Source organism: Saprospiraceae bacterium (assembly GCA_016719615.1).
GTDB lineage: Bacteria > Bacteroidota > Bacteroidia > Chitinophagales > Saprospiraceae > Vicinibacter.
In genome coordinates, this window is the sequence record JADJYQ010000001.1 from 144895 (window position 1) to 170302 (window position 25408).

At 39.1% G+C, this 25408-nt stretch carries 12 protein-coding genes; 6 read left to right on the forward strand and 6 right to left on the reverse strand.

Annotated features, from left to right (window positions below):
• Positions 1 to 71: 71 nt before the first annotated feature.
• From IPM92_00670 to IPM92_00680, 3 genes are all read right to left on the reverse strand, one after another.
• Positions 72 to 1856 (reverse strand): T9SS type A sorting domain-containing protein, encoded by a 1785-nt coding sequence (locus tag IPM92_00670; GenBank protein ID MBK9106914.1) that lies wholly within the window; start codon positions 1854 to 1856, stop codon positions 72 to 74.
• Between the two features lie 94 nt (positions 1857 to 1950).
• Complete coding sequence (locus tag IPM92_00675; protein MBK9106915.1) at positions 1951 to 4731, reverse strand: T9SS type A sorting domain-containing protein; 2781 nt, start codon at positions 4729 to 4731, stop codon at positions 1951 to 1953.
• 1102 nt (positions 4732 to 5833) lie between these two features.
• Positions 5834 to 6643, reverse strand: a complete 810-nt coding sequence (locus IPM92_00680; protein MBK9106916.1) for an inositol monophosphatase — start codon at positions 6641 to 6643, stop codon at positions 5834 to 5836.
• Between the two features lie 538 nt (positions 6644 to 7181).
• Between IPM92_00680 and IPM92_00685 the strand changes: the two genes are divergently transcribed.
• Positions 7182 to 10133: a hypothetical protein gene (locus IPM92_00685; GenBank protein MBK9106917.1), complete on the forward strand. Its 2952-nt coding sequence runs from the start codon at positions 7182 to 7184 to the stop codon at positions 10131 to 10133.
• 180 nt (positions 10134 to 10313) lie between these two features.
• Positions 10314 to 11762 carry a T9SS type A sorting domain-containing protein gene (locus tag IPM92_00690; GenBank protein MBK9106918.1) on the forward strand — a complete coding sequence of 483 codons (1449 nt, stop codon included), beginning with the start codon at positions 10314 to 10316 and terminating at the stop codon, positions 11760 to 11762.
• 269 nt (positions 11763 to 12031) lie between these two features.
• Here the strand turns inward: IPM92_00690 and rpoN are convergent, their stop codons facing one another.
• Positions 12032 to 13588 (reverse strand): RNA polymerase factor sigma-54, encoded by a 1557-nt coding sequence (gene rpoN / locus IPM92_00695; GenBank protein ID MBK9106919.1) that lies wholly within the window; start codon positions 13586 to 13588, stop codon positions 12032 to 12034.
• Between the two features lie 167 nt (positions 13589 to 13755).
• Here rpoN and IPM92_00700 point away from each other — a divergent pair, with 167 nt between their 5' ends.
• Positions 13756 to 15546, forward strand: coding sequence for an aminopeptidase P family protein (locus IPM92_00700; GenBank protein ID MBK9106920.1), 1791 nt, complete (start codon positions 13756 to 13758; stop codon positions 15544 to 15546).
• A gap of 500 nt (positions 15547 to 16046) precedes the next feature.
• Here the strand turns inward: IPM92_00700 and IPM92_00705 are convergent, their stop codons facing one another.
• A complete protein-coding gene (locus tag IPM92_00705; GenBank protein ID MBK9106921.1) occupies positions 16047 to 16319 on the reverse strand; it encodes a hypothetical protein in 273 nt (90 codons plus the stop codon).
• Positions 16320 to 16526: 207 nt separating this feature from the next.
• Between IPM92_00705 and IPM92_00710 the strand changes: the two genes are divergently transcribed.
• The 3 genes from IPM92_00710 to IPM92_00720 all read left to right on the forward strand — a co-directional run bounded on the left by IPM92_00710 (position 16527) and on the right by IPM92_00720 (position 23734).
• A complete protein-coding gene (locus IPM92_00710) occupies positions 16527 to 19961 on the forward strand; it encodes a T9SS type A sorting domain-containing protein (GenBank protein MBK9106922.1) in 3435 nt (1144 codons plus the stop codon).
• A gap of 126 nt (positions 19962 to 20087) precedes the next feature.
• Positions 20088 to 20879 (forward strand): TIGR02757 family protein, encoded by a 792-nt coding sequence (locus IPM92_00715; protein ID MBK9106923.1) that lies wholly within the window; start codon positions 20088 to 20090, stop codon positions 20877 to 20879.
• Between the two features lie 68 nt (positions 20880 to 20947).
• Entirely contained in the window at positions 20948 to 23734 is a 2787-nt protein-coding gene (locus IPM92_00720) for an insulinase family protein (protein MBK9106924.1), read from the forward strand.
• Between the two features lie 931 nt (positions 23735 to 24665).
• Here IPM92_00720 and IPM92_00725 read toward each other — a convergent pair.
• Positions 24666 to 25319, reverse strand: a complete 654-nt coding sequence (locus tag IPM92_00725; GenBank protein MBK9106925.1) for an SDR family NAD(P)-dependent oxidoreductase — start codon at positions 25317 to 25319, stop codon at positions 24666 to 24668.
• Positions 25320 to 25408 lie beyond the last annotated feature (89 nt).

Here is a 25408-nt window from a genome sequence, read left to right on the forward strand (position 1 = left end):
GACTAACAGACTAACAGACTACAAGCCAAAGAAAACATGAAAGCTTGAAATGCCAATAAGTAATAAGTCATTTAAAATTTCAAGACCTGTTTGCCAAATACCCGTTCATTTCGCTCAAACACCTGGAGAGAATAAGTACCTGGCGGAAGATGCTTTGTGTGAATCCAGTGACTTCCTTGTTGCAATTTTTGACGATGTACGACTTGCCCCATCAAATCGACAAGCTCCAAATGCATATCCTGGGGATTGTAACCGATGACATTCAAAACAAATGAGTGAGAAAATGGATTGGGCCAGTTTTGAATTTGGATGGCAACTTCAGTTGTGTTTTCATTATTCACCACTGCAATGCGTACGGTTCTGCACAGAGTATCTGCACCATTTTTATTTTTGACGATCAGGCAAACCTCGTAAATACCTGGCTTTGAAAAACGATGTACTGGATGCTGCTGGGTGCTGCCGTTTTCTGCACTTGCAGGGTCACCAAAATTCCAATACCATTCTTCCACTTCGTAAGCACTTAAATCGGTAAAAATGAAGTTTAAAAAATCCAAACTGTCCTGATGATACCGCCAGTGACACCAGGGCACATTGTCTATGCCGAGGCTGTCGCAAACACTCCCATCGATCGGACCTAAACGGTAGTTAGGGAAGTTGGGTAGGCACATTTTAATCGTAGGAGAATAGATATCATGTTGTCTGAAGATGCATTGATCCCCAGCTCCAACAGGATTGTGAATGACATGCATAGACCTGCATTGAAGTCCAGTCTCCTGTCCGTAAATTTTTCCATCTGGAGCCAATTGCATAGGCCCAAATTCAGTTAAACTAAAGAAATTACCACTGATGCCTTCTCTAAAACTATCATAATTTCCAATGATATGTCTTTTACCTAGAGTATCTGAAGATATTGGAAACTGGTATAAAGTATCAAGTGTGGAATAGTATAAATATTTACTATCTGGTGAAAAGCAACAGCCACCATCCCATGTAATAGAATGAAAAGGAATTAATTTTTTTTGAAAATTTAATATCTCACCGGTGCAGCGGTCAAATTTTAAAAAATATAAATTGTATTTAATGAGCACTGCGACCCCTGCAGCAGTAGCAATATAATTTCCACAATTAGCAAAACAGGTTTGAACGGATTCCCCTTCAGATTTGTTATAGTCAAATTCATATTTATTGTGTAATTTTACTCCTATGTTTGATACATAAAAAACATAATAATTAGCTTTTGTATCTTCAGAAGTTATTAACCACCAATCCACTCCATTGGCATGTCTGGCAGCAATAAGAGAAGCCGCATCTAATGTGTCTGATAAAAACGCTTTTCTACGTACTGTTAGTTTACCATTTCCGGAATTTGCATTCATATCTATTATAGAATATTCCAGCTTATTAATGCTTAATCCGTAATTTTCAATATAGTGCAGAACTTTATTAAACAAAATGTATTCAAATTTTGAGTTAGGTTTATTTAAAATTAAAACACTTTGAGAAGCTGCTGTTCCTAATTCTGGGTATTTTATATCATAACCTAAATCATCTCCATTTAACATCAGACTATCATTGGGGCCTTCAACATAGCCGCCGTTGCAAGCAAATAAATAATTACCTTCTGCATCACAAATATTAGCACCACTTGCCAGAAAATCAATTCTCTTATATTTTTCTTCGTAAAAAAGAGGATTTCCATCCAAGGTGTTAAAATCCATGATGGCACTACCCCAGCCTGTATCATAAGGGTTGTCGGCAAAGCTTTGTCCTAATAGCCATTTAAAATCGTGCTTCTGGGTATGAGCATTGGTTATAAGTATCGATACTATATATAGTAAAGTGAAATTAAGTTTCATTGTAAATTATTTTATAAAGGAAAAATAACCCGGAAGTAAGACTGTAAGTTTACTCCCGGGTGTTTTTTAAGAAATGATTGGGTACATCATCCGTTTAGTTTGAAATGATCACTGGTTGACTTGCCAGAGTTTGTTTTCCATTTTTGAGGTTTAACAAATACATTCCATTTGGCATATTTGGCACATCGATTATTTGATGATTTATATCATGATTCACCGGATGCCTGCTTATTACCTGTCCGTGTATATTGCACAATTCAATTACTTTGTGTGAAGAATACTCATCAGCCTTCAAATGCACGATAATTTGTTGTTGTGCCGGATTGGTCTTGACGATAAAGTGGAGATTGGAACTGCGATCTGTTTTTTGACGAATGACCATTGAAGTGTCGAGACAATCGTAATCGTCATAAGTCTGGCTGGCGTATAATTTATACAGGGCTCTGGCCTGATATACGATTACTCCTCCAAGACGCGGACATTGTTCAGCTACATCCAAAATTTCAGCTGCCTGTGTGCTGTTAAATGAAAAATCTGTTTCGCCAAGCATGGTAAGATACATATCGTTTACGATCACTTCATTGCTATCAATAATATTGATAGCATCAACGGTATCGTTTGAATCTCTAAGATCTTCTTTATCTGCAATAATTGTATTGAGATGATCGTCCAATAATTCCAGCAAGTCCATCAGCATGGTATCCGTTTCAACCAATTGAGCCTCTCTTAAATTGATAGCATTAGTACTGTCTGTTGAGTTGCCTGCAATAGAGATCAAACTATCCAAAACCCTAATGGAATCGGAAGCAGCACGAAATCCTTCTTTCAATTCATCCAGTATCTCTAGATCAGAACCAGGATAAGATAACAAGGTGTCTATATCGAATGCAATTTCCATCAAGGCGGCATACGAGCTCCCTGTACTGGCTGAATAAAAACTATCTACATAACTGTTTTGGTTATGTGCTCCTGCATCCAGTCGCAATCTTTCCAATAATTGACGACGGCCTTCATAATCGAGCGAAAACCCATAATCACCACTTGCCATTTGCCCCCGAGCAAGATATTCGTCACCTTCATCAATGTCCGCAAATACTAATTCGCGATCGGGATCTAGAAATTCAGCATCGCAGATATTATCTTCATTGCATTCGACTGATGTTGCTTCATAAAAGCGGAACCAATTAGTGGCACTTTCATCACAATTTTGGGAAGGGTAAATTGATGGCGGCCATAACGGATCATCGCAGTCCTCTACATAAAATCTAGAACTTCTAATTTCAGTTTGATTCCCAGTATTCACAGCAGCACCTTTGTAATAATTTGCTGTTGGAAAACTTCCATTCCAAAGATTACCTTTATTCACTTGATTACCTATGATACTTGAAATTGCCAAACGCAAACCAGCAGAAAGGCCACGGATCTCGTTGTGGCCAAAACCATTGGTGCGGCGACAAGGTCCTACAAAATTAAATCCGTAATCTGTGCCACTTGTATAATTACAACAGAAACGAGTATTTCCGGTATTGATGGAATGAAATCCGACAATTTTATTAAAGCCGCTGGATGCGATAACATCATTTTCAATAACAAAACCGTCTCGGGAATCATTGTGAATGATACCCACTCCGGAATAAGTCGTTTCACTGTCATCGTTATACGTTACGATATTATATCCTACTCCAATATTTACACAATCCCGAATGTCTATGCCATTACTTTTGGAGTGGAGGTAAAGTTCATTCCAACTGATCACAGAACCTAGACTTCTTGCACCCAAGGTTTGAAATAAAATTCCAATCATAAAACTCCCAGTGGGTGTAGGTGTAGTTCCATCTGTTGAAATGATATTGTAACTGATTAAAGGCGCAATTAATGAGAGCGGAAACTCAACTTCAATACCAATATTGGATACATGGTGAATTTCATTCTGGCCTATTTCCGGTGAGTTCATAGATGCAAAGTCATGTACACCGGCGCGGACATAAGCAATTTCATTGCGAGAAATATCACTTAACCACGAGCGAAATCCTGAAATGCCACCCAAAGCATTGGTAATGGTGTCTCTGGTCGCCTGTAATCGACAATCTCTGACCAAAATTCCAATTCCTTCAGGCTCGGTGTAATTGGTGTTACCTGCGCCATGGTTAAGCATATTGTTGATGATCAGACGATGACATTCCAGATTACAAAAGAAGCCCTTTACACCAACCATGACATTGCTGATGTAGTTTCTGTAATATGGACTGGCCAGCGATTTACTACCAATAACCAAATTAGCATTATGTACATCAAATCCTGCAAAAGCACGTCCATTCGGATTGGGTGAAATACCTGAATAATTAGGTCGCCTTAATAGACCGGTTCCTCCACCCAAAATGGAAGGGTTGTCGATGATGTTATTTTGAAAGATCAACCGCACTGTATGAACGCTTGTTTGAGTACCTGTAGGTGGAATGTAAAAAGCTACATAATTGTGGTAAAATTCATTATTGTATAGTGTCACGTTGGCGGTGCCCGCAGCCTTTATGGCATATTGGGCATCATAAATATCATTTCCAGAACCCCAAAGTCTTGCACCTGAGTTTACGGTAATGCCTTTCCAAAGAGTATCACAGGCGTAAATCAAATTGTCGGTGATGGTAAGTCGTTTACTACTCAAAATTCTGATTTCAGAGCCGGCCTCCATTTCCAAAGTGCAACTAGAAATGAGCACATTGATGTCCATTTGTACAGTTCCCTGAAACACATAACAACCACTGCTTAATATTCCCGAAGGGTAGTATGAAGAAAAATTTGTGGTGGTGCCTCGGGTACCAACAATTGTAGGATTTTGGACATTGCAATTGCACCCGGCAAAATTTTTATTATCCATAGTTGAAATGATAAAAATGAATGGAAGTAAAATTAGAAATTTTAGTGGAAAAATAATCTTAAAATTAAAAAATCCGGTATACTCATTCGAAGGAGCGTTGGAGCGGAATTTCGAAATGTAAAATTTTTGCGAGCTCCTGACTAAGCGTAGAGCCTCAGCGGGGAGGGGGGCTAAATAAAACATAACAATAAAATTTAAAATTAAAAAATCAATTTAAGATTTTTTATACTGAAAACCTTTGATATGCTATATATGGGTGATTACAAAAAGCCTGATAAATGTATTACAAGGAATTTGAAAATCCAAGAACTTTAACATATAAATATTTTCATAATATTATAAATTTGGCCAAAAGGGACAAATATTTTCACATTAAACGCATTAAGGAATTAGCATTATTTCGTATTTGAAATTAACACGATTTAATGGACAGCTTATGATACTAACTATTGTTAGTTTTGTTGAAAGTTTGAATATAATGAAAGAAAATTTTATTCTTTATAGTGTATTGCATACCTACGGTACACCGTAAAGATTTATTCTATCTTTTTTACCAATATTTTGTTCCTGCTAGACGGGAGAGAAGCAGTTAGCAGTCAAAGCTCAAAGCTCAAAGCTCAAAGCTCATAGCTCAAAGCTCAAAGCACAAAGCACAAAGCACAAAGCACAAAGCACAAAGCTCAAAGCACAAAGCTCAAAGCACAAAGCACAAAGCACAAAGCTCAAAGCTCAAAGCTCAAAGCACAAAGCTCAAAGCTCAAAGCTCAAAGCACAAAGCACAAAGCTCAAAGCTCAAAGCACAAAGCACAAAGCTCAAAGCTCAAAGCTCAAAGCTCAAAGCTCAAAGCTCAAAGCTCAAAGCACAAAGCTCAAAGCACAAAGCTCAAAGCTCAAAGCAATATTATTTAACAAGTAAAGTTCTGAAAAATAATTTGAAAAAATACGTATTTATTTGAACTAACATTCGTTAGGGCGTGTTTTTTTTTTTAACAGACTAACAGACAACAGACTAACAGACTAACAGACTAACAGACTAACAGACTAACAGACTAACAGACTAACAGACTAACAGACTAACAGACTAACAGACTAACAGATTCCCTCAATTCCCCAACTCCGCACTTTCAATACAATCCATCAGCTCAGTGTGAATGAAACCATTTGAAGCGACAATGTGATGCGCATTTAAAATTCCTTTTTCATCGCCCTGAAAATTGGTAACTTTTCCACGAGCCTCCTGAATCAGTAAAATGCCAGCGGCGATATCCCATGGATTCAGCCGGGTTTCATAATAACCGTCGAATCTACCGGCGGCAGTGTAGGCAAGATCAATAGCGGCTGAACCGAGTCTGCGAATGCCGCGTGCGTGGTGTAATACATTTGTGAGGATCGCTGCTAAATTGGGCATGTAACCACGTTTGTAGGGAAAACCTGTGGCAATGATGGATTCTTCAAGAGATTCAACTTTACTGACATGCATGCGCTGTCCGTTGAGATATGCTCCGCCATATTTCCAGGCTGAAAAACATTCATCGCGCATGACGTCGTATACGACTCCAACTATGGGTTCTGAATCATAAGCCAGTGCTATGCTCACTGAAAAAACGGGTATACCTTTCAAAAAATTTGTCGTACCATCCAAAGGATCAATGATCCAACAATACTGTGAAGTGGAAATCTGAGTTTGCGTATTTTCCTCAGTTAGATATTGTGCATTGGGGACAAGCGGGTCCAATGATTTGGCCAGCATCTTTTCGGTTTCAATATCTACATAGGAAACCAGGCTGTGTTTTTCTTTTTCCTGGATTTGATCTGCCTTCACTTTTCCCAATTCTTCGCGAATGAATTGTCCGGCTTCGCGTGAGGCAGATACCACTGACAGACATATATTTTCAAGTTGGTGTATTGGCATGAACGTGGATATTTGGCAAATATTAAATATTTTTGGAATATATCCAAAAGAAAGGGGGAAGGGGGTTCAGGCAAGTAGGATTTTTCTTTCTTGTATGCATTGACTCCCGACCAAAAGCACTCGACTAAAATTTGTTCCAGAGGGCTAGTTGTTGCGTCTAATATTTGAACTAACAATTGTTAGTAACACTTAAAATCCAACAACTAAAAACTCCCGACATCATCATGTTAATATTTACAAGTTGCTTTTTCATGTCGGGACAACCAACAATTAACACGAGTTAATAGATGACTTGCTTATTTGATGGTAAGGATTATGGCCTTTGGAACGAAGTCTGTTACCAATGAATAATTGAAAAACAGATATACTTAACTCAAAATCCAAAGTAAATGGCTTTTTGAAAATTTAGTTTTGTCCATACCATTTCTTATATTCGTAGATTATTAGCCCTATCAAATAATTAACCATGTTGCCTTTATTTAACGTCCGAACCCTAAGAAAAACCAAATTGTATTGTAAATCATATATATATATATATATGATTTTATTAATATGTTATCAAGATGGTTTTAGCCAGTCTTCTGCGGTTTGTGATATCGCAATGATTGGCCGACTGGCTGAACCCAAAAACGATTGTGATATCAATACAAGCGCCTTTCCGTCAGTTTGCTTAAAGCTTAAATTTCACTTTATAAAATACCAGGGGAGCCCGGAAGAGTTTCCGACCGATAAATTGTACATTGATTTATTGGATCAACTAAATGAAATATTTGATGAAGGAAATATCAAGTTTACGTTTGGTGGAGATTGTATAAATTATATCGAATATAATCAAACTTTTAACACAGGTTCTCAATCTAATGATGCTGCTCAAAGGAAATCCACAGTACTCAATGACAAGACAACATTTGGTTTTGATGAAGAGGCAATAAACGTTTATTCTTTCACAAAATCAGGGGGCGGCGAAGCCTACCGCGGCGAGAACATCCTGTTTTGTGCATCCAATGTTTCGGCGATGGCACATGAGCTTGGACACACCCTGGGATTGTGGCATACATTTGGGAAGGGGAATCCGCTAACAGATAAAGAACCATTTGCAAAACCTTGGGTATGCAAAGACGGAAGCAACGAAAGCAGTTTTCAGGGAGATGATATCGCCGATACCGGAGCGGATCCCTATACCATGGATTTAGATAACAACGGTAAAGCTGATGAATGGAAATGGTTTATTGAGGCTTCGTGTAGTCAAAATATCAGCCCTGCACAAAAAGATGATTGCGATGATCAAACAAATTCATGGAACATACCACTTGATAATTGGATGAGCTATTACGGTCAATGCAAAAAATGTTTTTCCCAGGGTCAGTATGAAATGATGCATATCTACATCGAAGATTTTTTTGAGGAGATGATACAAACTGATTGCGACACGGATCCATATTTTAATCCGGTCAATTGCCAACTGGCGGATATAACGATCTCCACACCGGTGATCTGGGAAAATGGAACAGCAGAGATGTGCAAGGATCAAAAAATCATCATTGAAGCCGGAGGCTCCTTAACGCTTAGGAATTATAAGATCACCAAAAAACACGGAACCAACCCTGCTTGCCCCGGACTATCCAAATATGGAGAATGGGATGGGATTTATTTAAGTGGATTTTCAGCTGGCAACAGCAGTGAAAAACCATCTCTGCTGGTATTGGAAAATTCGGAGATATCTCATAGCAATAACGGGATCAAGGCCAACCAATTTAAGGAAATAAGATTTGATCAAAGCCAGATGAAGAGCAATGGATCCGGCATAGTAGCCAGACATGGCGCATATGGTGTTTATATAATGAATAATAGTTTTATTGATGGAAGTTCCTCCAAAATAAATGAAACCAACAGAGCTAAGTATCGCGAAATAGAACTCATTAATACAGGTGCATTAATATCTTCGAGCATTATTACGGGAAAAGGATTGAGTACCGGGATATATTCCTATTACGGAACTTTAAGGGTTGTCAACCAATCTACGATTAAAAATTTTGAGACCTGTATATACAAAGATGCAGACAAAGTGAATGGTGGTTTTGATTCCTTTGGCAGTTCCGGAGCCGGATTGTTGGTGAGTAATAGTAAAGTAATGGCAAATTTAGATAAATATGAATCCATTTATCTGAATGATACCAAAGACGCAGTAGTGTTTGATAATGATTTATTTGGAATTGTCAACTCCAGAGGAAAGTCCAGTGGGGTGTGGATACATAATTTGATAAAAGGGGAACATTCAGCTGTAAACTATGTATCAATCATCCGTCCCGAATTGGCTTACGAATTTAGAGATAATCTTTTAGACGATACCCGGATGGAATTTTATGGCAATAATGCACTGACCAATGCAGAGTGCAACAGCTGGCTCGAGCCACAAGGATATGCTGTGAATAACCAGGCTTCGCCATTTATTTCAAGCTGGGGCACAGCTGACCGATCATCTGGAAACCGGGTTACAACAAACAAATTTCCAATTTTGAATGCTCAATATGCTGATGTAGTGAACTATTTTAAATCTGGTGAACCTAATGAACTAAAATTTGTGTATTTAAATAAGTTTATAGGTCGTGGAATTGACGATGGATCAAATTGTAATTATCGACTTACAGAAGGACCTGGAACGGATCAATGGATTGAATCCTGTCAAGAAAATGAAGCAGAAGCAAACTGGGACTCTTTGGAGATTGTACGCTTAAGCTTGGTTGACCAAATTGAAAATAGTCAGGATAGTGTTTTGATACAAAATTGGACAGAACAATTGGATCAGGTTCTTTTGCAACAATCACAATTGTCTGCAAACATGATTCGCTGTCACCGGCAAGATAGTGTGTGGACAACACAAGGCGATCTTTGGATCGATCGGCAGGATCCCGAACTCCATGATCTCAATGACCTGAGTCAATTATGGAATGGTGAAAATTTTCAACAAATCCTCGAGTTTGAAGGCATCCCTCTTGTTGAGCAAGTAGATTTTGAGGTATTGGAAACGGCAGCCCAACTGCTTAAAGACTGGCAAGCAGACAGTATTGATATCTATAATTTGCCATTAGATTCACTGAATGCGTTAGTCGATCATGCTCAAAGTCAATACGGCACTTATTCAAACTACCTGAGATCCTGGCTGCATGCATATTATGGAATTCGGATGGATTGGCCTGCGGAACTGCAATCATATGCCCGAATTCCTCCAAAAAAGTTACAACAAAAGCCAAACGAAATGAACATCTTGCCCAACCCGGTTTTAGATTGTTTCAGGATCAAGGCAGATACCGAAATTCAAAAATGGACGCTCAATTTGCAAAATCTACAAGGTATATGCATTCATAAAATGCAGTTCGATTTGAATGAAGAGATTTGTATTCCCAAGCATATTCAAAGTGGCTTATATCTTATTAAACTAACCGCTGTTAGCTCACCGGCAGTCTTGGTAGGCAAACTCTGGATCAGGTAATATCCTTAAAATTTATATTATGTTGCTACGGATAATTTCAATTCTGTATATTATCTTATATTTTAACCAGAGTGAACTATTTGCTCAAAAATTATTTAATATCTCTCCTGACATTAAAGGCGGTATTAATGATTTTAGCAAGTTTTTTCATCTGCCTGTGATTCGACCGGCATATTTGTATTGGGTGAGTATCCAACTTACCAGGAGGGAGACTCAAGCAAATACCGCATCCAGAACATCATGTTGCGTTTTGATTACAATGGAAATTTAATATTTCAGAAAAAAATCATTGAGCCAGATAGTACAATATTAAAAATATATGCTTATCCAAGTATCAAAAAAAATGATTCCATATATTTTTTTCATTTGCTTTATTATAAAAATGAATTCACTTGGCTTCGGAGAGTAATATTCGAAATTAATATTAGGAATGGTGAGATATTAAAAAGTAAGCACTTACCAAAATATGAAGAGTTTGATTATTATAGTATGGGAGGGGGCTATTATGAATCATCTTCCGGAAGCTTAGTATTTCCAACTGCAGCAAATCTTGCCAACGGCAATGAAGACATTTTATTTGTTTTTGAATTGGATTCAAATTTAAATGTTGTCAATAAACTCAAGTATGAGTATCCAGGATATGATTTATTTATTTATAAAGCTGTTAACGTCACACAAAAAGGGAAGCTAGGTTTTACGGGTACCATGCAACGAATTATTTCTAAATACTATCAAAAATTTCCTGTATTTATCCAGATAGATAGTAATTTTCAGCTGAGTAGTGTTGTCGTTCGAAAAGATTTAGAGAAATTTATTTACCGTGCAGAGAACTTTAGTCCTACAGTAGATGAAGATGGAAATTGGGTTGTATTGATGTCAAAAGATACAATAGAAAACAGGCCTGATAGTAATTCCCTAAATGCAGTTCCATATATTATGAAATTCAGCCCCAGAGGTGATAGCATGATGTGGAGCTGCAAATTTCAACATCCGCATTTTCAGTTTAACGGATTTTTTTATTTTCATTTTGCAATGGGACGGTGCACAGACGGGTCTGGTTATATTGCTATGGAAATGATATCCAGGGGCACTCAAGACAGCACAGCCTATATTAGAATGTTTAAAGCATCGGAACGAGGCGATAGTTTATGGAGTCGCAATTTATATATTTTAGGTCCTGAAGAAAAAACCTGGTACAGTGAACTCAACCCTATTGTAGCAACTCCATTCAACAGTTTTGTGACACAAGGTAGTGCAGGTATTGATCGTACAGGTCAATTTAGACCCTGGCTGGTCCATTTTGATTACCATGGCTGTATAATACCGGGTTGTCATCTGAGTGTGAGTGTTGAGGAAGAAGAAGAAAAGATCGTACCGGTACTTGAGGTGTATCCTAATCCTGCAACAGGAAACGAGTTGTATGTATTGAGTCGTGCCGGTGAAGGACAATCGGGCCTACTGGAACTGCGAGACCTGAACGGTCTGATCATTTATCAGCAACGGATGGAATTGCACCGGGGAGCCCAATATATGGTCATGTTGCCGGAGGGATTGTCTGCAGGAGTCTATGTATTGCAGTGGCAAGATGGCTTGAGGAACTTTAACACGAAAGTGAATATAGTTCGATGATGAATGGTTGACCTTCATTTCTGCGGAAAAGGTTTTCAGTCTGGAAGTCTGTTCGCTTGAATGGATAAAGAGGTTAAAGCACTTGTAATACACGTATTGTCTCCTGACCATTCGCTCGCGGATACAAATTGTTCCAATTGGTGAGCCGGGGTGTTTAATATTTAAACTAACAACTGTAAGTAATGACCAACAACTAACAACGAACAACTCCCGACATCATCATGTTAATATTTACAAGTAGCTTTTTCATGTCGGGACAACGAACAACCTCACACCAATTCTTTCCTCAACCTCGCAACCGGAATATTCAATTGCTCGCGATACTTGGCAATGGTGCGTCTTGCAATATTGTAGCCTCTCTTGTGCAACATGATCTTGAGTTTTTCGTCGCTGAGCGGTTTGTTTTTACTTTCGTTTTGCACGAGGTCTGATAAGATTTTTTTGACTTCAAGCGTAGAGACTTCGTCGCCTTCTTCGTTTTGCATGGATTCGGAAAAGAAATCTTTAAGGCGCTTCGTACCGAATTCAGTTTGCACAAATTTGCTGTTGGCTACGCGCGAAACAGTAGATATATCGAGGTCAGTAATTTCGGCGATGTCTTTGAGGATCATCGGTTTAATTTTCTTTTGGTCACCGGTAAGAAAGTATTCGCGCTGGTATGACATGATCGAGTACATCGTGCGGTAAAGCGTGTCCTGCCTTTGTTTGATGGCATCGATAAACCATTTGGCTCCTTCTATCTTTTGTTTGATGAAGAGGATGGCTTCTTTTTCTTGTTTCGAATTGAGACCTGCTTTTTTATTGTCTTTGTAATGGCGCAACATGTCTAAATATTGGTCGTTGATGCGCAAATCCGGTGCATTTCGACTGTTGAGCGATAATTCAAGTTCGCCATCCCGGTTCACAATCGTGAAATCGGGAACGATGATGTGTCCGGCAGCAGAACCTGTATTCAATTGATCTACATACCCGGAAGAAGGTTTCGGATTGAGCTTTAAAATTTCATCAATAGCCACTTTCAATTGCGCTTCTGTGAGATTGAGTACGCGCTGCAGTTTGGTATAATGTTTTTTAGTAAATTCTTCAAAATTGCGCTCCAGGATGAATTCAGTGAGTCGCAATATTTTGAGTTGCGGTCTGCTGGTTGTGAGCTTCATTTTGACGCGAATCTGTATCAACAAACATTCCTGCAAGGAACGGGCACCAACACCCGGAGGATCGAAAGACTGAATTTTAAGAAGTATGTTGACGACATCCTTTTCCGTACACACGAGATTTTGAGAAAATAGCAAATCGTCGATAATTGCAGATGGTTCTCTGCGTAAGTACCCATCATCATCTATACTCCCAACAATTTGCAGCGCTATTTTGAACTGATCTTCATTTTTAAGTTTGAGTAATCCAATTTGCTTTCGGAGATGGTCATGAAAAGTATTCTCTACCGCAATAGGAACAGATTTGGATTCTTCTTCCGGCATGCCATAGTCGTCAGTTTTATACTTATAAGATGCCGTATCGTCATCCATGTAGTTGTTGAGATAATCTTCAAAACTATCGCTGTTGATTAAATCGTCCTGACTTTCCTGCTGATATTGCTCGGTTTCACCCACTTCAAATTCTTCCATACCCTCTGGATCCTGGCTGTCAATCATACTCTCCGGACTCTCTTCGAAATCATTACCTTCCTCCAAAGCCGGATTGGATTCAAGTTCTTCCTGGATGCGCTGGTCCAATATGGCCGTAGGGATCTGCAGCAATTTCATGAGTTGAATCTGCTGTGGAGATAATTTCTGTAAGAGGCTCTGACTGAGTTGTTGTTTAATCATATCATTATTATAAAACAAAAGGATTCGGCCTTATGTTCGAAATTTCCCTACCTTCATAAGCCTCAAGCCAGCTTTAAATGAAGCGTGGAGGAAACTTCGTAACATTGCATGGCAAATGTAGATAAAATATAAACATATTATAATAATATTTAATATATAATTTGAATATGATAAATATACCTGCTCGTATTACAGCCCTTAGAGCAATGATGGCCGCCCATAAAGTGGATGCTTATATGATCCCGACCGCGGATCCCCATCAAAGTGAATATGTACCGGATCGCTGGTCTCACCGTTATTGGATCTCGGGTTTTGGGGGTTCCGCAGCGACGGTTATCGTATCTGGAAAACACGCCGGTCTTTGGACCGATTCAAGGTATTTTCTTCAGGCTGAACAGGAATTGAAAGGGACCGGTATTGAATTGCATAAACTCAAAGTTCAAACTCAGGCCGAATATGTAGAATGGTTGTGCAATCATTTGCAAAAAGGGCAGACAGTGGGCTGCGATTTTTGGTGTTTTTCATATGCACAAGTGCGAATATTTGATAAAATATTTTCCGAAAAAGGCATTATTCTTAAAGATACCGGTGATCTCATCGACAAAATATGGGAAGATCGGCCAAAGATTAACGTCGATCCCGTATACGACCATCCCGCCAAGTTTGCTGGAAGTCGTAGAGAAGAAAAACTGAAAAAATTGAGGGCCCAACTCAAACTCCAAAAAACCGATTACCTCATATTATCTGCTTTGGATGAAATTGCCTGGTTACTCAACTTACGGGGTAGCGATGTACGCTGTAATCCTGTTTTCCTGGCTTATCTGATCGTATCTAAAGATACTGCAGTTCTGTTTGTTCCAGATCATAAAATAGATGCTAAACTTCAGGAAAAGTTGACTGCATCAGGAGTGAGCATTCGGATGTATGCCGAAATTGAGGATGCTTTAAGGGCCTTGCCAAAAAATGCGGTTGTTCAATTTGATCCGGGAGGTCTTAATGCAAAACTGTCCCTGACGCTAGCACCTGATGCTATGAAAGAAGATGTGAGTCCTGTTATGTTGATGAAGTCTTGTAAGTCAACTAATGAACAAAATCACATCCGCAAAGTCATGGAAAAAGACGGGGTGGCGCTCATTCGGGCATTTATTTGGCTTGAAAAGGGACTCAAAAAGAAAAAACTTATCACAGAACACGATTTTGCCATGCAGATTGCACATTTTCGCTCCCAGCAAAGTCATTATGTCGGCGAAAGTTTTGATGCTATTGTTGGTTATAATTCGAATGGTGCCATCATTCATTACAAGCCGCATGCTGAAAATTCTGCACGTATAAAACCAAAAGGCATCCTGTTGATCGACAGCGGTGGTCAATATATGGATGGTACGACTGATATTACAAGAACCATTGCTTTGAGTAAACCCGGTCTCGAATTTAAAAAACAATATACAGCTGTCCTCATGGGACATATAGCACTTTCTGATGCAGTATTCCCTGAAGGAACCAAAGGCATACAGCTGGATGCCCTTGCCCGCCAATATCTCTGGAAAATGGGACTCAATTACGGACATGGTACCGGACATGGGGTTGGATATTTTATGAATGTTCACGAACCTCCGCAGGGCTTTGTAAGTGCCTGGAATCAACGTGGCCAGACAGGTATGCTCGAGGGTATGCTGACTTCCAATGAACCGGGATTTTATAAAGAGGGTTCGTATGGTATCCGCATTGAAAATCTGGTGCTCAATGCTTTGCATTCAAAACAGGGAGATCTGCGATTTCTCAAATTTGAAACAGTTAGTTTGTTTCCCATTGATACACATCTGATTCATATGCCGATAATGAATAAACAAGCGGTCGACTGGCTGAATAGCTATCACAAGCAGGTGTATAAACGACTGTCCCCACACTTGGATGCCTCCGAAAAGAAATGGCTGAAGGGAAAATGCAGGGAAATATAGGACAGTCTGAATGTAAAAGGCAAAAGGCAAAAGAAAATTAGGACTATGTATAACTGATTAAGGAGTATGGAGAAATGAGCATGGATTTAAGAGTAAGGAATAATGGGCCTTATTTAATTTCCATTGAGAAAGGATTTATTCCATGATTCGTCAGGGGCATTATGAAGGTAGCTGATGATGAATCATTTTCAACGCGTGCCTTTGGTACCCAACATGATTTAAGTTTTCGAAATGCTAAACAATTACTATAGTTCTCGGCTTTTAGCTATAGGCTCATTGCTTTTGGCTTTAAGCTTTCCCCACAATTCTCTCCCCAAACTTTGCAATAAACGAGAATTCCCTTTTCTTTGTGCCCATAATAAAACGACATGGAAATTAATGAATTGAAGAAGGGCAGTAAGGGAAGGTGTTTCGTGTTCTTCCTCTTGTTTGTATTCTTATTTTGCCTGATGTGTGCTTACATCTACAAAAAGAACTTTATCCTGGATTTTTAATCCCGTCTAGTCTTCCTCATTCTCAAAGAGCAGGATACTGGCGATTTCATATTGACCTTCCTTGACATAAAGGTCTGAAGCCAGTGTATTCCGCATAGATTTATTTTCTACCAGCGCGTCGATACCATTTTTCAAAAGCAAAACCTTTTTGATTTCTGCTTTGTAAGCATCCGCCAAAGACATGATTTTTTTCCAGCCTTGCATAGTTGAGTGTTTTAGTAAGAACAAATTTATATATGTTTTTTTATTAATATGTAATTTAAAATTAAAATTTTTCATTTTTTTCTTATTTTTAAGGGTTTACCCCGATATTTTAGCAATATTTCAGTTAAATTTTATACATATTATAATTTTTATAGTGTAAATTATTGATTTAAGCTCTTTAGGTTTATTTCCTGGACTCGTCAAGCTGATGTGTGGGGAACCAAAAATTCGGCTGTTTTTGCGATATTTACAAATTCAATAACAGCTGCTAATGTTTTCTCCATGATTCAATTTCGCTACTTTACTATCCTTTTATTTACTCTATTGTCGGTGATTTCTTCACCTGCCCAGTCTGGAAAGCTTTGGGAAGAGTATCGGATTTCGCAATTCCAAAAGGACAATTACCCTGAGTTCTCTTTATTAAAAGCAGAATCATCTGGCCTGGCAGCTTCCTTTGGTCCGCAACCAGTCGAAAAGGCTGTGTATCTGGCTTTAGATGCGCATGAAATCGAATTTCTTTTGCAAAGTAAACCTGCTCATTTTTCATTGCAGTTGGTCGATCCCGAAGGTAGGCTGCTTCAATTATTAATGACCCAACAAGTTCTTTTTGGAGCTAATTCAAAACTGCTGGTAGCTGAAGGTTCGAATTCATCCCGTCTTGAATCAGATGGTTTGTTTTACCGTGGTGTGGTCTCCGGTGTCGAAGCTTCATTCGTTGCATTGAGTATTTTTGGCAATGAAATAGCTGGTGTTATCGCCTTGCCAGCAACCGGAAATTTGGTCATTGGAAAGTTGGCCTCAACCACAGAGTCAAATGCAAATTTGCATGTTTTGTATGCCGATAAAGATCTTTTAGTCAAACCCGATTTTCAATGTGGAACATCAGACGAAGGCATTTCTAAGTCCACATCCGAGGCTCCTGAAACTATTTATACGGATCGATGTAAAACAGTTAAAATATTTTTAGAATGCGACTATAAATTATACCAGTACAAAGGCAGAAACGTAACCAACGTTAAAAATTATGTAACCTCACTTTTTAATGTGGTGAAAACTTTATACTTCAACGATGGGGTAAATATTGAAATTTCTGATATTATGGTATGGAACGCGCAAGACCCGTTTTTACATACAGATCTTGCTTCTATATTATACCATTACTCCAATTACCGGAGGAATAATTTTACTGGGAATCTGGCACAACTGGTAAGCACTTTTGCTCCTCAACAACAAGGTGGTATCGCTTTTTTAGGTACTTTGTGTCAACCCTACAATGGAAGCTCCGGTCCGCATTCTTTTGCATATATCTACAATTCATTTAGCCAACTCCCTGCATATTCCTGGAGTGTTGAGGTTATGGCACATGAATTGGGGCATAATTTTGGTTCACCTCATACCCACGCTTGTTTTTGGGGACCTAACAGAAATCAGGTGATCGATAATTGTCAGCCACCTGAAAACAATGGATGTTCTTCTGGCCCACCACCGAATGGAGGCGGTACGATCATGAGTTATTGTCATCTTACCGGGTATGGAATTAATTTCAGTAAAGGTTTTGGTCCGGAACCGGCAGAAGTGATTCGAATTGCAGCACAAAACAGATCTTGTGTGGCAGCGAGTTTTATTCCGGAAATCACTCCTAGTATAACAGGTCCCTATTTTGAAGATGATGTTCTGCGATTAAAGGCGAGGCCCTCAAATTCTAAATACGAATACGATTGGTTCCATTATGATTACCTGATGCCAACACCCAAAGATTCTACATTGACTGTAAAATACAGTGGTGTTTATAAATCTGCTATTTCAAACAATTGTACAGAATATTCAGCCAACGATACCATTGAAATTTCAGACTTTTTGGTAAACCTGGGTTGCCCCTTGATCAAAGGAGTAAAAGATTCCGTTCAGCTAAGTATAAATATGATTGCCGATTTTGGAACGCGGCGCGATAGTCTCATCGTACCTGATAGTTTATATGCAAAAGTGCCCACATGGGCTCGTGATGTATTGGTCGTTTTAGATATGACTATTCGTCCTATGGGAACTTCATGGACGCGCGATGTGACTGCCGCTTACGATGGTCCGGCACATACCGCAATTGCAAATACCCGATTCAATCCTAACGTTGTAGAACCTGCCGGATATCAGGGTGTAAAAACTTATTCGAGGATACTAGGCAATTTTAATCCAGCGGGTACCTGGCATTTTGTTACCAATGACAATAGACTGGATGCAGGAGTTGATGGCACCGTCGATTTTGCGATCAAAATACAATGGCGGCAACGAGATTCCATTCCTCCTTGTGAAAAGCCTTTATGTGAAGGGCAAGTGTTGACATTAGATCCTGGCATAAGAAATGGCAAATACAAATGGTCTACGGGAGATACTACTCATCAATTGACGATTCGCGATACAGGCATTTATAGTTTGGAGGTCAGTCGTGGAAATCAAAAAAGTCAGGGTTCCATTAGGTTTTATCATTATCCCGCTTTGTATTCACAGGCCTTATCTATATGTGATGGCGATAGTTTAATAGTTGGAAAAAATACATATAAATCCTCAGGAAATTACACAGATACATTGCTATCCATTACAGGATGCGATAGTATTCTTAATACTGAACTCATGCTGAAGCCCAATGCATTCAGTCAGGAAAATCTGTATCTCTGTTATGCAGACAGTTTCATGAACAAATCCTATCATGCAGATGCCATCGAACGCTTTCATTTTACTGCAGCCAATGGTTGTGACAGTACCCATGAAGTGACCATCAAGGTAAATCCTCAACTCAACTTACAAACGTTCGTTAGTCCCGATTGCCCCGAGAAAGGCGGACAAATAGAAGCTATCGCATCTGGAGGTAGTGGACTGGATTATACTTACCTCTGGTCCAATGGGAAAACAACAGCGCTGAATGATTCCCTTGCAAGTGGAGCTTATGAAGTGGAGGTCACCGATTCGGCAGGATGTAAGATGAGGCAGGAAGTGGAATTGAACAATCTGGATTCTGTGAAAGTGGTCCCCTTGGTTTTTGATGTGGATTGTTTTGGTGACAAAAACGGAAGGATCTTTTTAGATTTTACTTCAGGAAGGGCTCCCTTCACTGTATTTTGGAATACGGGTGCAAATACAAAAGATCTGATGGATGTCAATGCCGGCATCTACACAGCATTTATCCGGGATGCAAACGCATGTCAAACCATCCAAATGCTGGAAGTAAAATCTCCTGAATTGCTGTTTGTACAGGTAGACGTAAAAGGGAGCACCGGAAACGATGGAAGTGCAAAGGCAGAAGTGACAGGAGGTAACCCACCTTATACGTATTTGTGGAGTAATGGGGAAAGAGTTTCTGAGATTTTTAATTTGGCACCAGGTGGCTATAAAGTTTGGATTGATGATAGTAAGGGATGTAAGACTCAATCCGAAATTGAAGTGCCACAAGTGACTTCCACAGAAGTCCGTAAACCTGAATTTTGGAAGATATTCATTTATCCTAATCCTGCAAAGGATCATATCGTATTAACTTTGAATGGTTTTGGCGAATACAAATGGAGCCTGTTTTCGCTGGATGGGAGACCTATTCTATCTGGAGATTGGCCATCGAATGTAACCCAACAGTTGATTTCTGTTGAATCCATTCATCATGGTATTTACATATTGGAAATTAGAAATGAATTTGAAAAACGAGAATACCACAAAGTGGTTGTCAAGAATTAAGAGTCTGTTTAATCAAAGTGATATGTCTTATTTAATTGTTCAAAATAAAGACAAATTTTATACGGGTCATCAAAAACTAACATACGTTAGTTTTTGATGACCCGTAATCCATTTCCTCTTCACATCATGCAAAATTACGCTCGATCTTTAAAATCTTACCTCGACACATTGGTACTTAAATACAACCAACCCGGATTCATCGCAGATGATCCAATCTCCATACCCCACAGATTTTCTAAGAAACAAGACATCGAGATCAGCGCTTTGTGGACGGCCTTGATCGCATGGGGACAACGCAAAACGATTTTAAAAAATGCAGATTTATTAATGGAATGGATGGACGGATCACCCCATCAATTTGTATTACAGCACCATGAAAACGACCGTAAAAAATTCTTGAATTTTAAACATCGCACCTTTAATGGAGAAGATGCCATCCATTTTCTCGAATTTTTTCAATCTTATTATCGCGAAAACGAATCTTTGGAAGCCGCATTTGCAGGAGGTTTGCAAAAATCTGATTTACATGTAGGACCTGCACTGATGTCGTTTAAATCGGAATTTAAAAAGTTCCTGCCTTTTGCCGGTCGAACGCTTAAACATATTGCGTCACCTGAAACAGGTTCGCGATGTAAGCGATTGCTGATGTTTTTACGGTGGTTGGTACGCAAGGATAAAGCTGGTGTGGATTTTGGGATTTGGACAAACATTTCCCCAGCACAATTGTTGTTGCCTTTGGACGTTCATGTCGAGCAGTCTGCCCGTAAGCTTGGCTTATTGAGCCGAAAACAGGCAGATTGGAAGGCCGTTCTCGAACTTAGTGACCATTGCAGAGCATTCAGTCCCAACGACCCCGCTAGTTACGATTTTGCTCTTTTTGGCCTTGGATTGGAACAAAAAGCAAACTTTAACATTTAACTACGAATTATTTCGTAGAAAATAAAATAACTTTGCAAACGATATATAAAAATCACAAATTTTAAAATATGCAAAAACTCATTTATTTCATTTTGGTCTTATTTCTGGTCCCACTTAGCATAGATGCCCAGAAATCCAAATCAGGTAAAAAAGCAAAACAATCTGAAAAAGTTATCGATTACAATAGTCTTCCACCCGGCGTTATTAAAGGAGCGACCGTAGAGGGAATCACGGAATATTTTCTTCCCAACGGATTGCAATTTTTGACCTATCCCGATCCATCAAAACAAACCATTACGGTCAACATCACCTATAAAGTAGGTTCAAGGCATGAAGGTTATGGTGAAACTGGAATGGCACACTTGCTGGAACACCTGGTATTTAAGGGAACGCCCAAACATCCGGACATACCTAATGAGTTGACTAAACACGGTGCCAGGCCCAATGGTACCACCTGGTATGATCGCACTAACTATTTTGAAACCTTCGACGCTACAGATGAAAATCTTCGGTGGGCCTTAGATCTCGAAGCAGACAGGATGGTCAATTCTTTTATAGCTAAAAAACACCTGGATTCCGAAATGTCGGTGGTGCGAAATGAATTTGAATCCGGAGAAAATGATCCTTCAGGTATTTTGATGGAACGCGTTCTTTCAACAGCTTATCTGTGGCATAATTACGGGAAGTCGACGATAGGCGCTCGTTCAGATATCGAAAATGTTCCAATCGACCGATTGCAGGCATTCTACCGCAAATATTATCAACCTGATAATGCTGTTTTGATGGTTGCTGGTAAAATTGATGAGAAGAAAACCATTTGGTGGATTCATGAATTCTTTTCAAAAATTCCGAAACCCAAACGCGAACTCATACCGACTTATACTGCAGAACCAACTCAGGATGGTGAACGCCATGTTACTTTAAAACGCGTCGGCGATATTCAGGTGGTTTCCTGTATGTACCATATTGCACCAGGCTCACATCCTGATGCAGCAGCAGCTGATATTTTAGCAGACATCATGACTATGGAACCTTCCGGTAGATTATACAAAGCTTTGGTAGAAACGAAAAAAGCTTCCAGTCAATTTGGTTATTGCGCAACTTTGAAGGAACCCGGTTTTGTATATTTTGCTGCTCAGGTGAGAAAAGAAAATAATGTGCAAGAAGTTCGCGATATCATGATGGCAACCTTAGACGATATTGCAAAAAATCCTCCTACAAAAGAGGAAGTGGAGCGGGCTAAAAACAAACAGATCAAGGACATCGAATTGTTTACCAGAAATACAGAATTCGTAGGCCGCACCATCAGCGAATATATTGGCATGGGCGATTGGAGACTGGCTTTTATATACCGCGACAATATCCGCAAAGTTACACCCGAAGATGTTCAACGCGTAGCATTGAGTTACTTCAAACCGGCCAACAGAACCACAGGCTTATTCATCCCGGAAGAAAAACCAGAGCGCGCAGAGATACCTAATGCTCCAGATATAGCTGCCCTCGTAAAAAATTATAAAGGCGACCTAGCAATGGCTCAGGGAGAAGAATTTGAACCATCTTGTGCAAACATTGAAAGTCGCACCCATCGTGGAGTTGATCCCAGCGGATTGAAATATGCATTTCTTCCTAAAAAGACAAAAGGAAATCTGGTCAATGCGAATATCAGTTTGCGATTTGGCGATGAGCAATCTCTTAAAGGAAAAGCCACCATCAGCGAATTCACAGCTCGTATGTTAAATCGCGGTACGACCCATAAAAGTTGGCAACAAATCAAAGATCAATTCGACAAACTCAAGGCAAGAGTTAATTTCAATGGCAGCGGAGGAGTCGTTAGCGCAAGTATTCAAACAACCCGGGAAAATCTGGCTCCGGCCATGCAATTGGTTATGGAAATTTTCAAACAACCTGTATTTAATGAAAAGGAATTTGAAGAAATGAAAAACGAAGAGCTTGCAGGAATTGAAGAACAAAAATCAGATCCCAATGCTTTGGTTCAAAATGCAGCAACTCGTCATTTAAATCCATATCCGAAAGGCGATGTTCGCTATAGCAGAACGATAGATGAAGAATTGGAAGATGTGAAAGCTGCTAAAATTGAAGACATCAGGATGTTCTACAATGATTTCTATGGTGGTGACCATGCAAGTATGTCTGTAGTTGGAGATTTTGATGAAAACGAAATCAAAAATGTTGTTGCCAATGGATTGAAAGGATGGAAAAGCAAATATCCTTACCAACGCATTATAGACAAACACATTGAAGTTCCTGCGGTCAATCTGAATATTGAAACACCCGATAAAGCCAACGCAATGTTCATGGCAGGTATGAATTTGAATCTCCGCGATGATGATCCTGATTATCCAGCTCTTTTACTCGGTAATTACATTCTTGGAGGTGGTTTCCTGAACAGTAGGCTGGCAACCCGCATCCGCCAAAAAGAAGGATTAAGTTATGGAGTAGGTTCTCAGATCTTTGCAGATGCACAGGATAAGACAGGTGGATTTATGGCATTTGCCATCTATGCTCCCGAAAACAGAGATAAACTGGAAATAGCGTTTAAAGAAGAAATCGAACGCATGCTTAAAGAGGGCTTTACCCAACAAGAAGTTGATGATGCACGTTCCGGTTATTTGCAATCCAGAAAAGTGGCTCGTTCACAAGACAACCAATTATCCGGGCAAATGAATTCTATGTTAAACATCAACAGGACCTTTAAATTTTCTGAAGATTTTGAACAAAAATTATCAAAGCTGACTCCTCAACAGATTCACGCAGCGATGAATAAATACATCGACATCAACAAAATCAGCTTTTTCAAAGGTGGTGATTTTGCAAATAAGTTACACAAACCATAGGAGGGGAAAAAGCTATCCCGACATGATGAAGCCATTTATAAACAATAACATGGTGATGTCGGGAGCGAAAAGCTTTTGGCTTTCTTTTTATGAAATCATAGATGGTATTGGCTTATCCAAAGGATTATGCAGAGTGTTCGTCTGCTAGTCTGAAAGAAAGGTATATTGGCACATTGCTGATGAGAAGCAAAGTAGTCTCATTCCACATGAAAAAAAAACTAACCATCGTATGCCGGCTTCAGCCGGATTCGTATTCAGAAATTAAATTTAGCTTAAAGATGAAGAGGACATAAAAAATGTTGAATTTCGATCCAATCCATAAATAGGAATGGGTTTCAAACCCATTCCGAAAAAGTCTAACAATCGTAAGCCGGCTTCAGCCGGAATAATAGACCGGAACCACATTATGCTTATTAAATAGCGGGATCCCAAAAAAGATAAATTTTAAAATTAGCTATGAATAGGAATGGGTTTCAACCCATTCCGAAAAAAGAAAAGCTAAAAAAGATCCAATCACCACAAATAAGTAAAAGCCATCTAGGTTTAAAAAAGTAAAATTCTAACAATTGTATGCCGGCTTCAGCCGGAATAGAAACCGGAATCACAATATGCTTATTAAATAGCGGGATCCCAAAAAAGATAAATTTTAAAATTAGCTATGAATAGGAATGGGTTTCAACCCATTCCGAATGAGGAACAAAATGAAAACGAAATTTGTCCATGGAAAAATGATTAAGCAATTCATTTTTGGATATCCGGAAATATCTTATTCATGTGAACAATATTACGTCCAACGTAAGCCGGCTTCAGCCGGAATAGAAATCAAGATTCAAAATCTGGTCAATAATAAACGGAAACCAAAATAAACTTGAATATCAAACCAAACCATCAATAGGAATGGGTTTCAACCCATTCCGTACTTTTATTTCATTCAATAAATCACCTCATGTACATAACTGCCAGGCTCCTGCTGGTATAGTTTCCAATATTCTTCTGCGATGGTTTCCGGCTTGTATTTTATATCTGCGGGATCTACTTTACCGCAAACCGTTAGTTGAGCAACATGCACATTTGAATCCTTTGCTTTTTGTACAAGTGCCTGCACTAAATTGCGCATGCCAGCTTTTCCAATGCTGAGTGAAGCAAACATCGATTCCCCTTTGAGAGCTGTACCGCCGCCGGTAAAAAACAATCTGCCACTATTGTGTTTCAACATTTCAGGTAGTATAATTTGTGCAGTATGAAATGCTCCACCTGTACAAATATCAAAACAAGTTTGAATCATAGTCCAGTTTTCAAGCAATATATCTTTTATATGAATAGCTGAAGCATTATATAATACCAGATCTGGATAAGCATTTTTTTGAATCGATGTTTCGATAGCATTTTGTAAAGCCAATTTATCACTCACATCTGCAATGTAATAATCAGCAACGATATCCGAATGTTGTAAAGTCGCTACTAAATCTTGTAATTTTTTCTCATTTCTGGAAATCAAGGAAATGTGGAATCCTTCACTACCAAATCGCTTTGCAACTCCTAAACTTATGCCGGAACCTGCTCCAATGATGATCGCATTTTTCATAATTTCTTTTTGATGAGGGGGTTTTATTGGACATCCGTTTGGGTTTCCCGCAGATTTGGCAGATTTAGCGCAGAGAATTCCCTATTTTT

Excerpts from the sequence above, each read along its gene's own strand:
- IPM92_00670 (MBK9106914.1), bottom strand. The coding sequence starts at position 1,856 with ATGAAACTTAATTTCACTTTACTATATATAGTATCGATACTTATAACC.
- IPM92_00675 (MBK9106915.1), bottom strand. The coding sequence starts at position 4,731 with ATGGATAATAAAAATTTTGCCGGGTGCAATTGCAATGTCCAAAATCCT.
- IPM92_00680 (MBK9106916.1), bottom strand. The coding sequence starts at position 6,643 with ATGCCAATACACCAACTTGAAAATATATGTCTGTCAGTGGTATCTGCC.
- IPM92_00685 (MBK9106917.1), top strand. The coding sequence starts at position 7,182 with ATGATTTTATTAATATGTTATCAAGATGGTTTTAGCCAGTCTTCTGCG.
- rpoN (MBK9106919.1), bottom strand. The coding sequence starts at position 13,588 with ATGATTAAACAACAACTCAGTCAGAGCCTCTTACAGAAATTATCTCCA.
- IPM92_00700 (MBK9106920.1), top strand. The coding sequence starts at position 13,756 with ATGATAAATATACCTGCTCGTATTACAGCCCTTAGAGCAATGATGGCC.
- IPM92_00705 (MBK9106921.1), bottom strand. The coding sequence starts at position 16,319 with ATGAAAAATTTTAATTTTAAATTACATATTAATAAAAAAACATATATA.
- IPM92_00710 (MBK9106922.1), top strand. The coding sequence starts at position 16,527 with ATGATTCAATTTCGCTACTTTACTATCCTTTTATTTACTCTATTGTCG.
- IPM92_00715 (MBK9106923.1), top strand. The coding sequence starts at position 20,088 with ATGCAAAATTACGCTCGATCTTTAAAATCTTACCTCGACACATTGGTA.
- IPM92_00720 (MBK9106924.1), top strand. The coding sequence starts at position 20,948 with ATGCAAAAACTCATTTATTTCATTTTGGTCTTATTTCTGGTCCCACTT.
- IPM92_00725 (MBK9106925.1), bottom strand. The coding sequence starts at position 25,319 with ATGAAAAATGCGATCATCATTGGAGCAGGTTCCGGCATAAGTTTAGGA.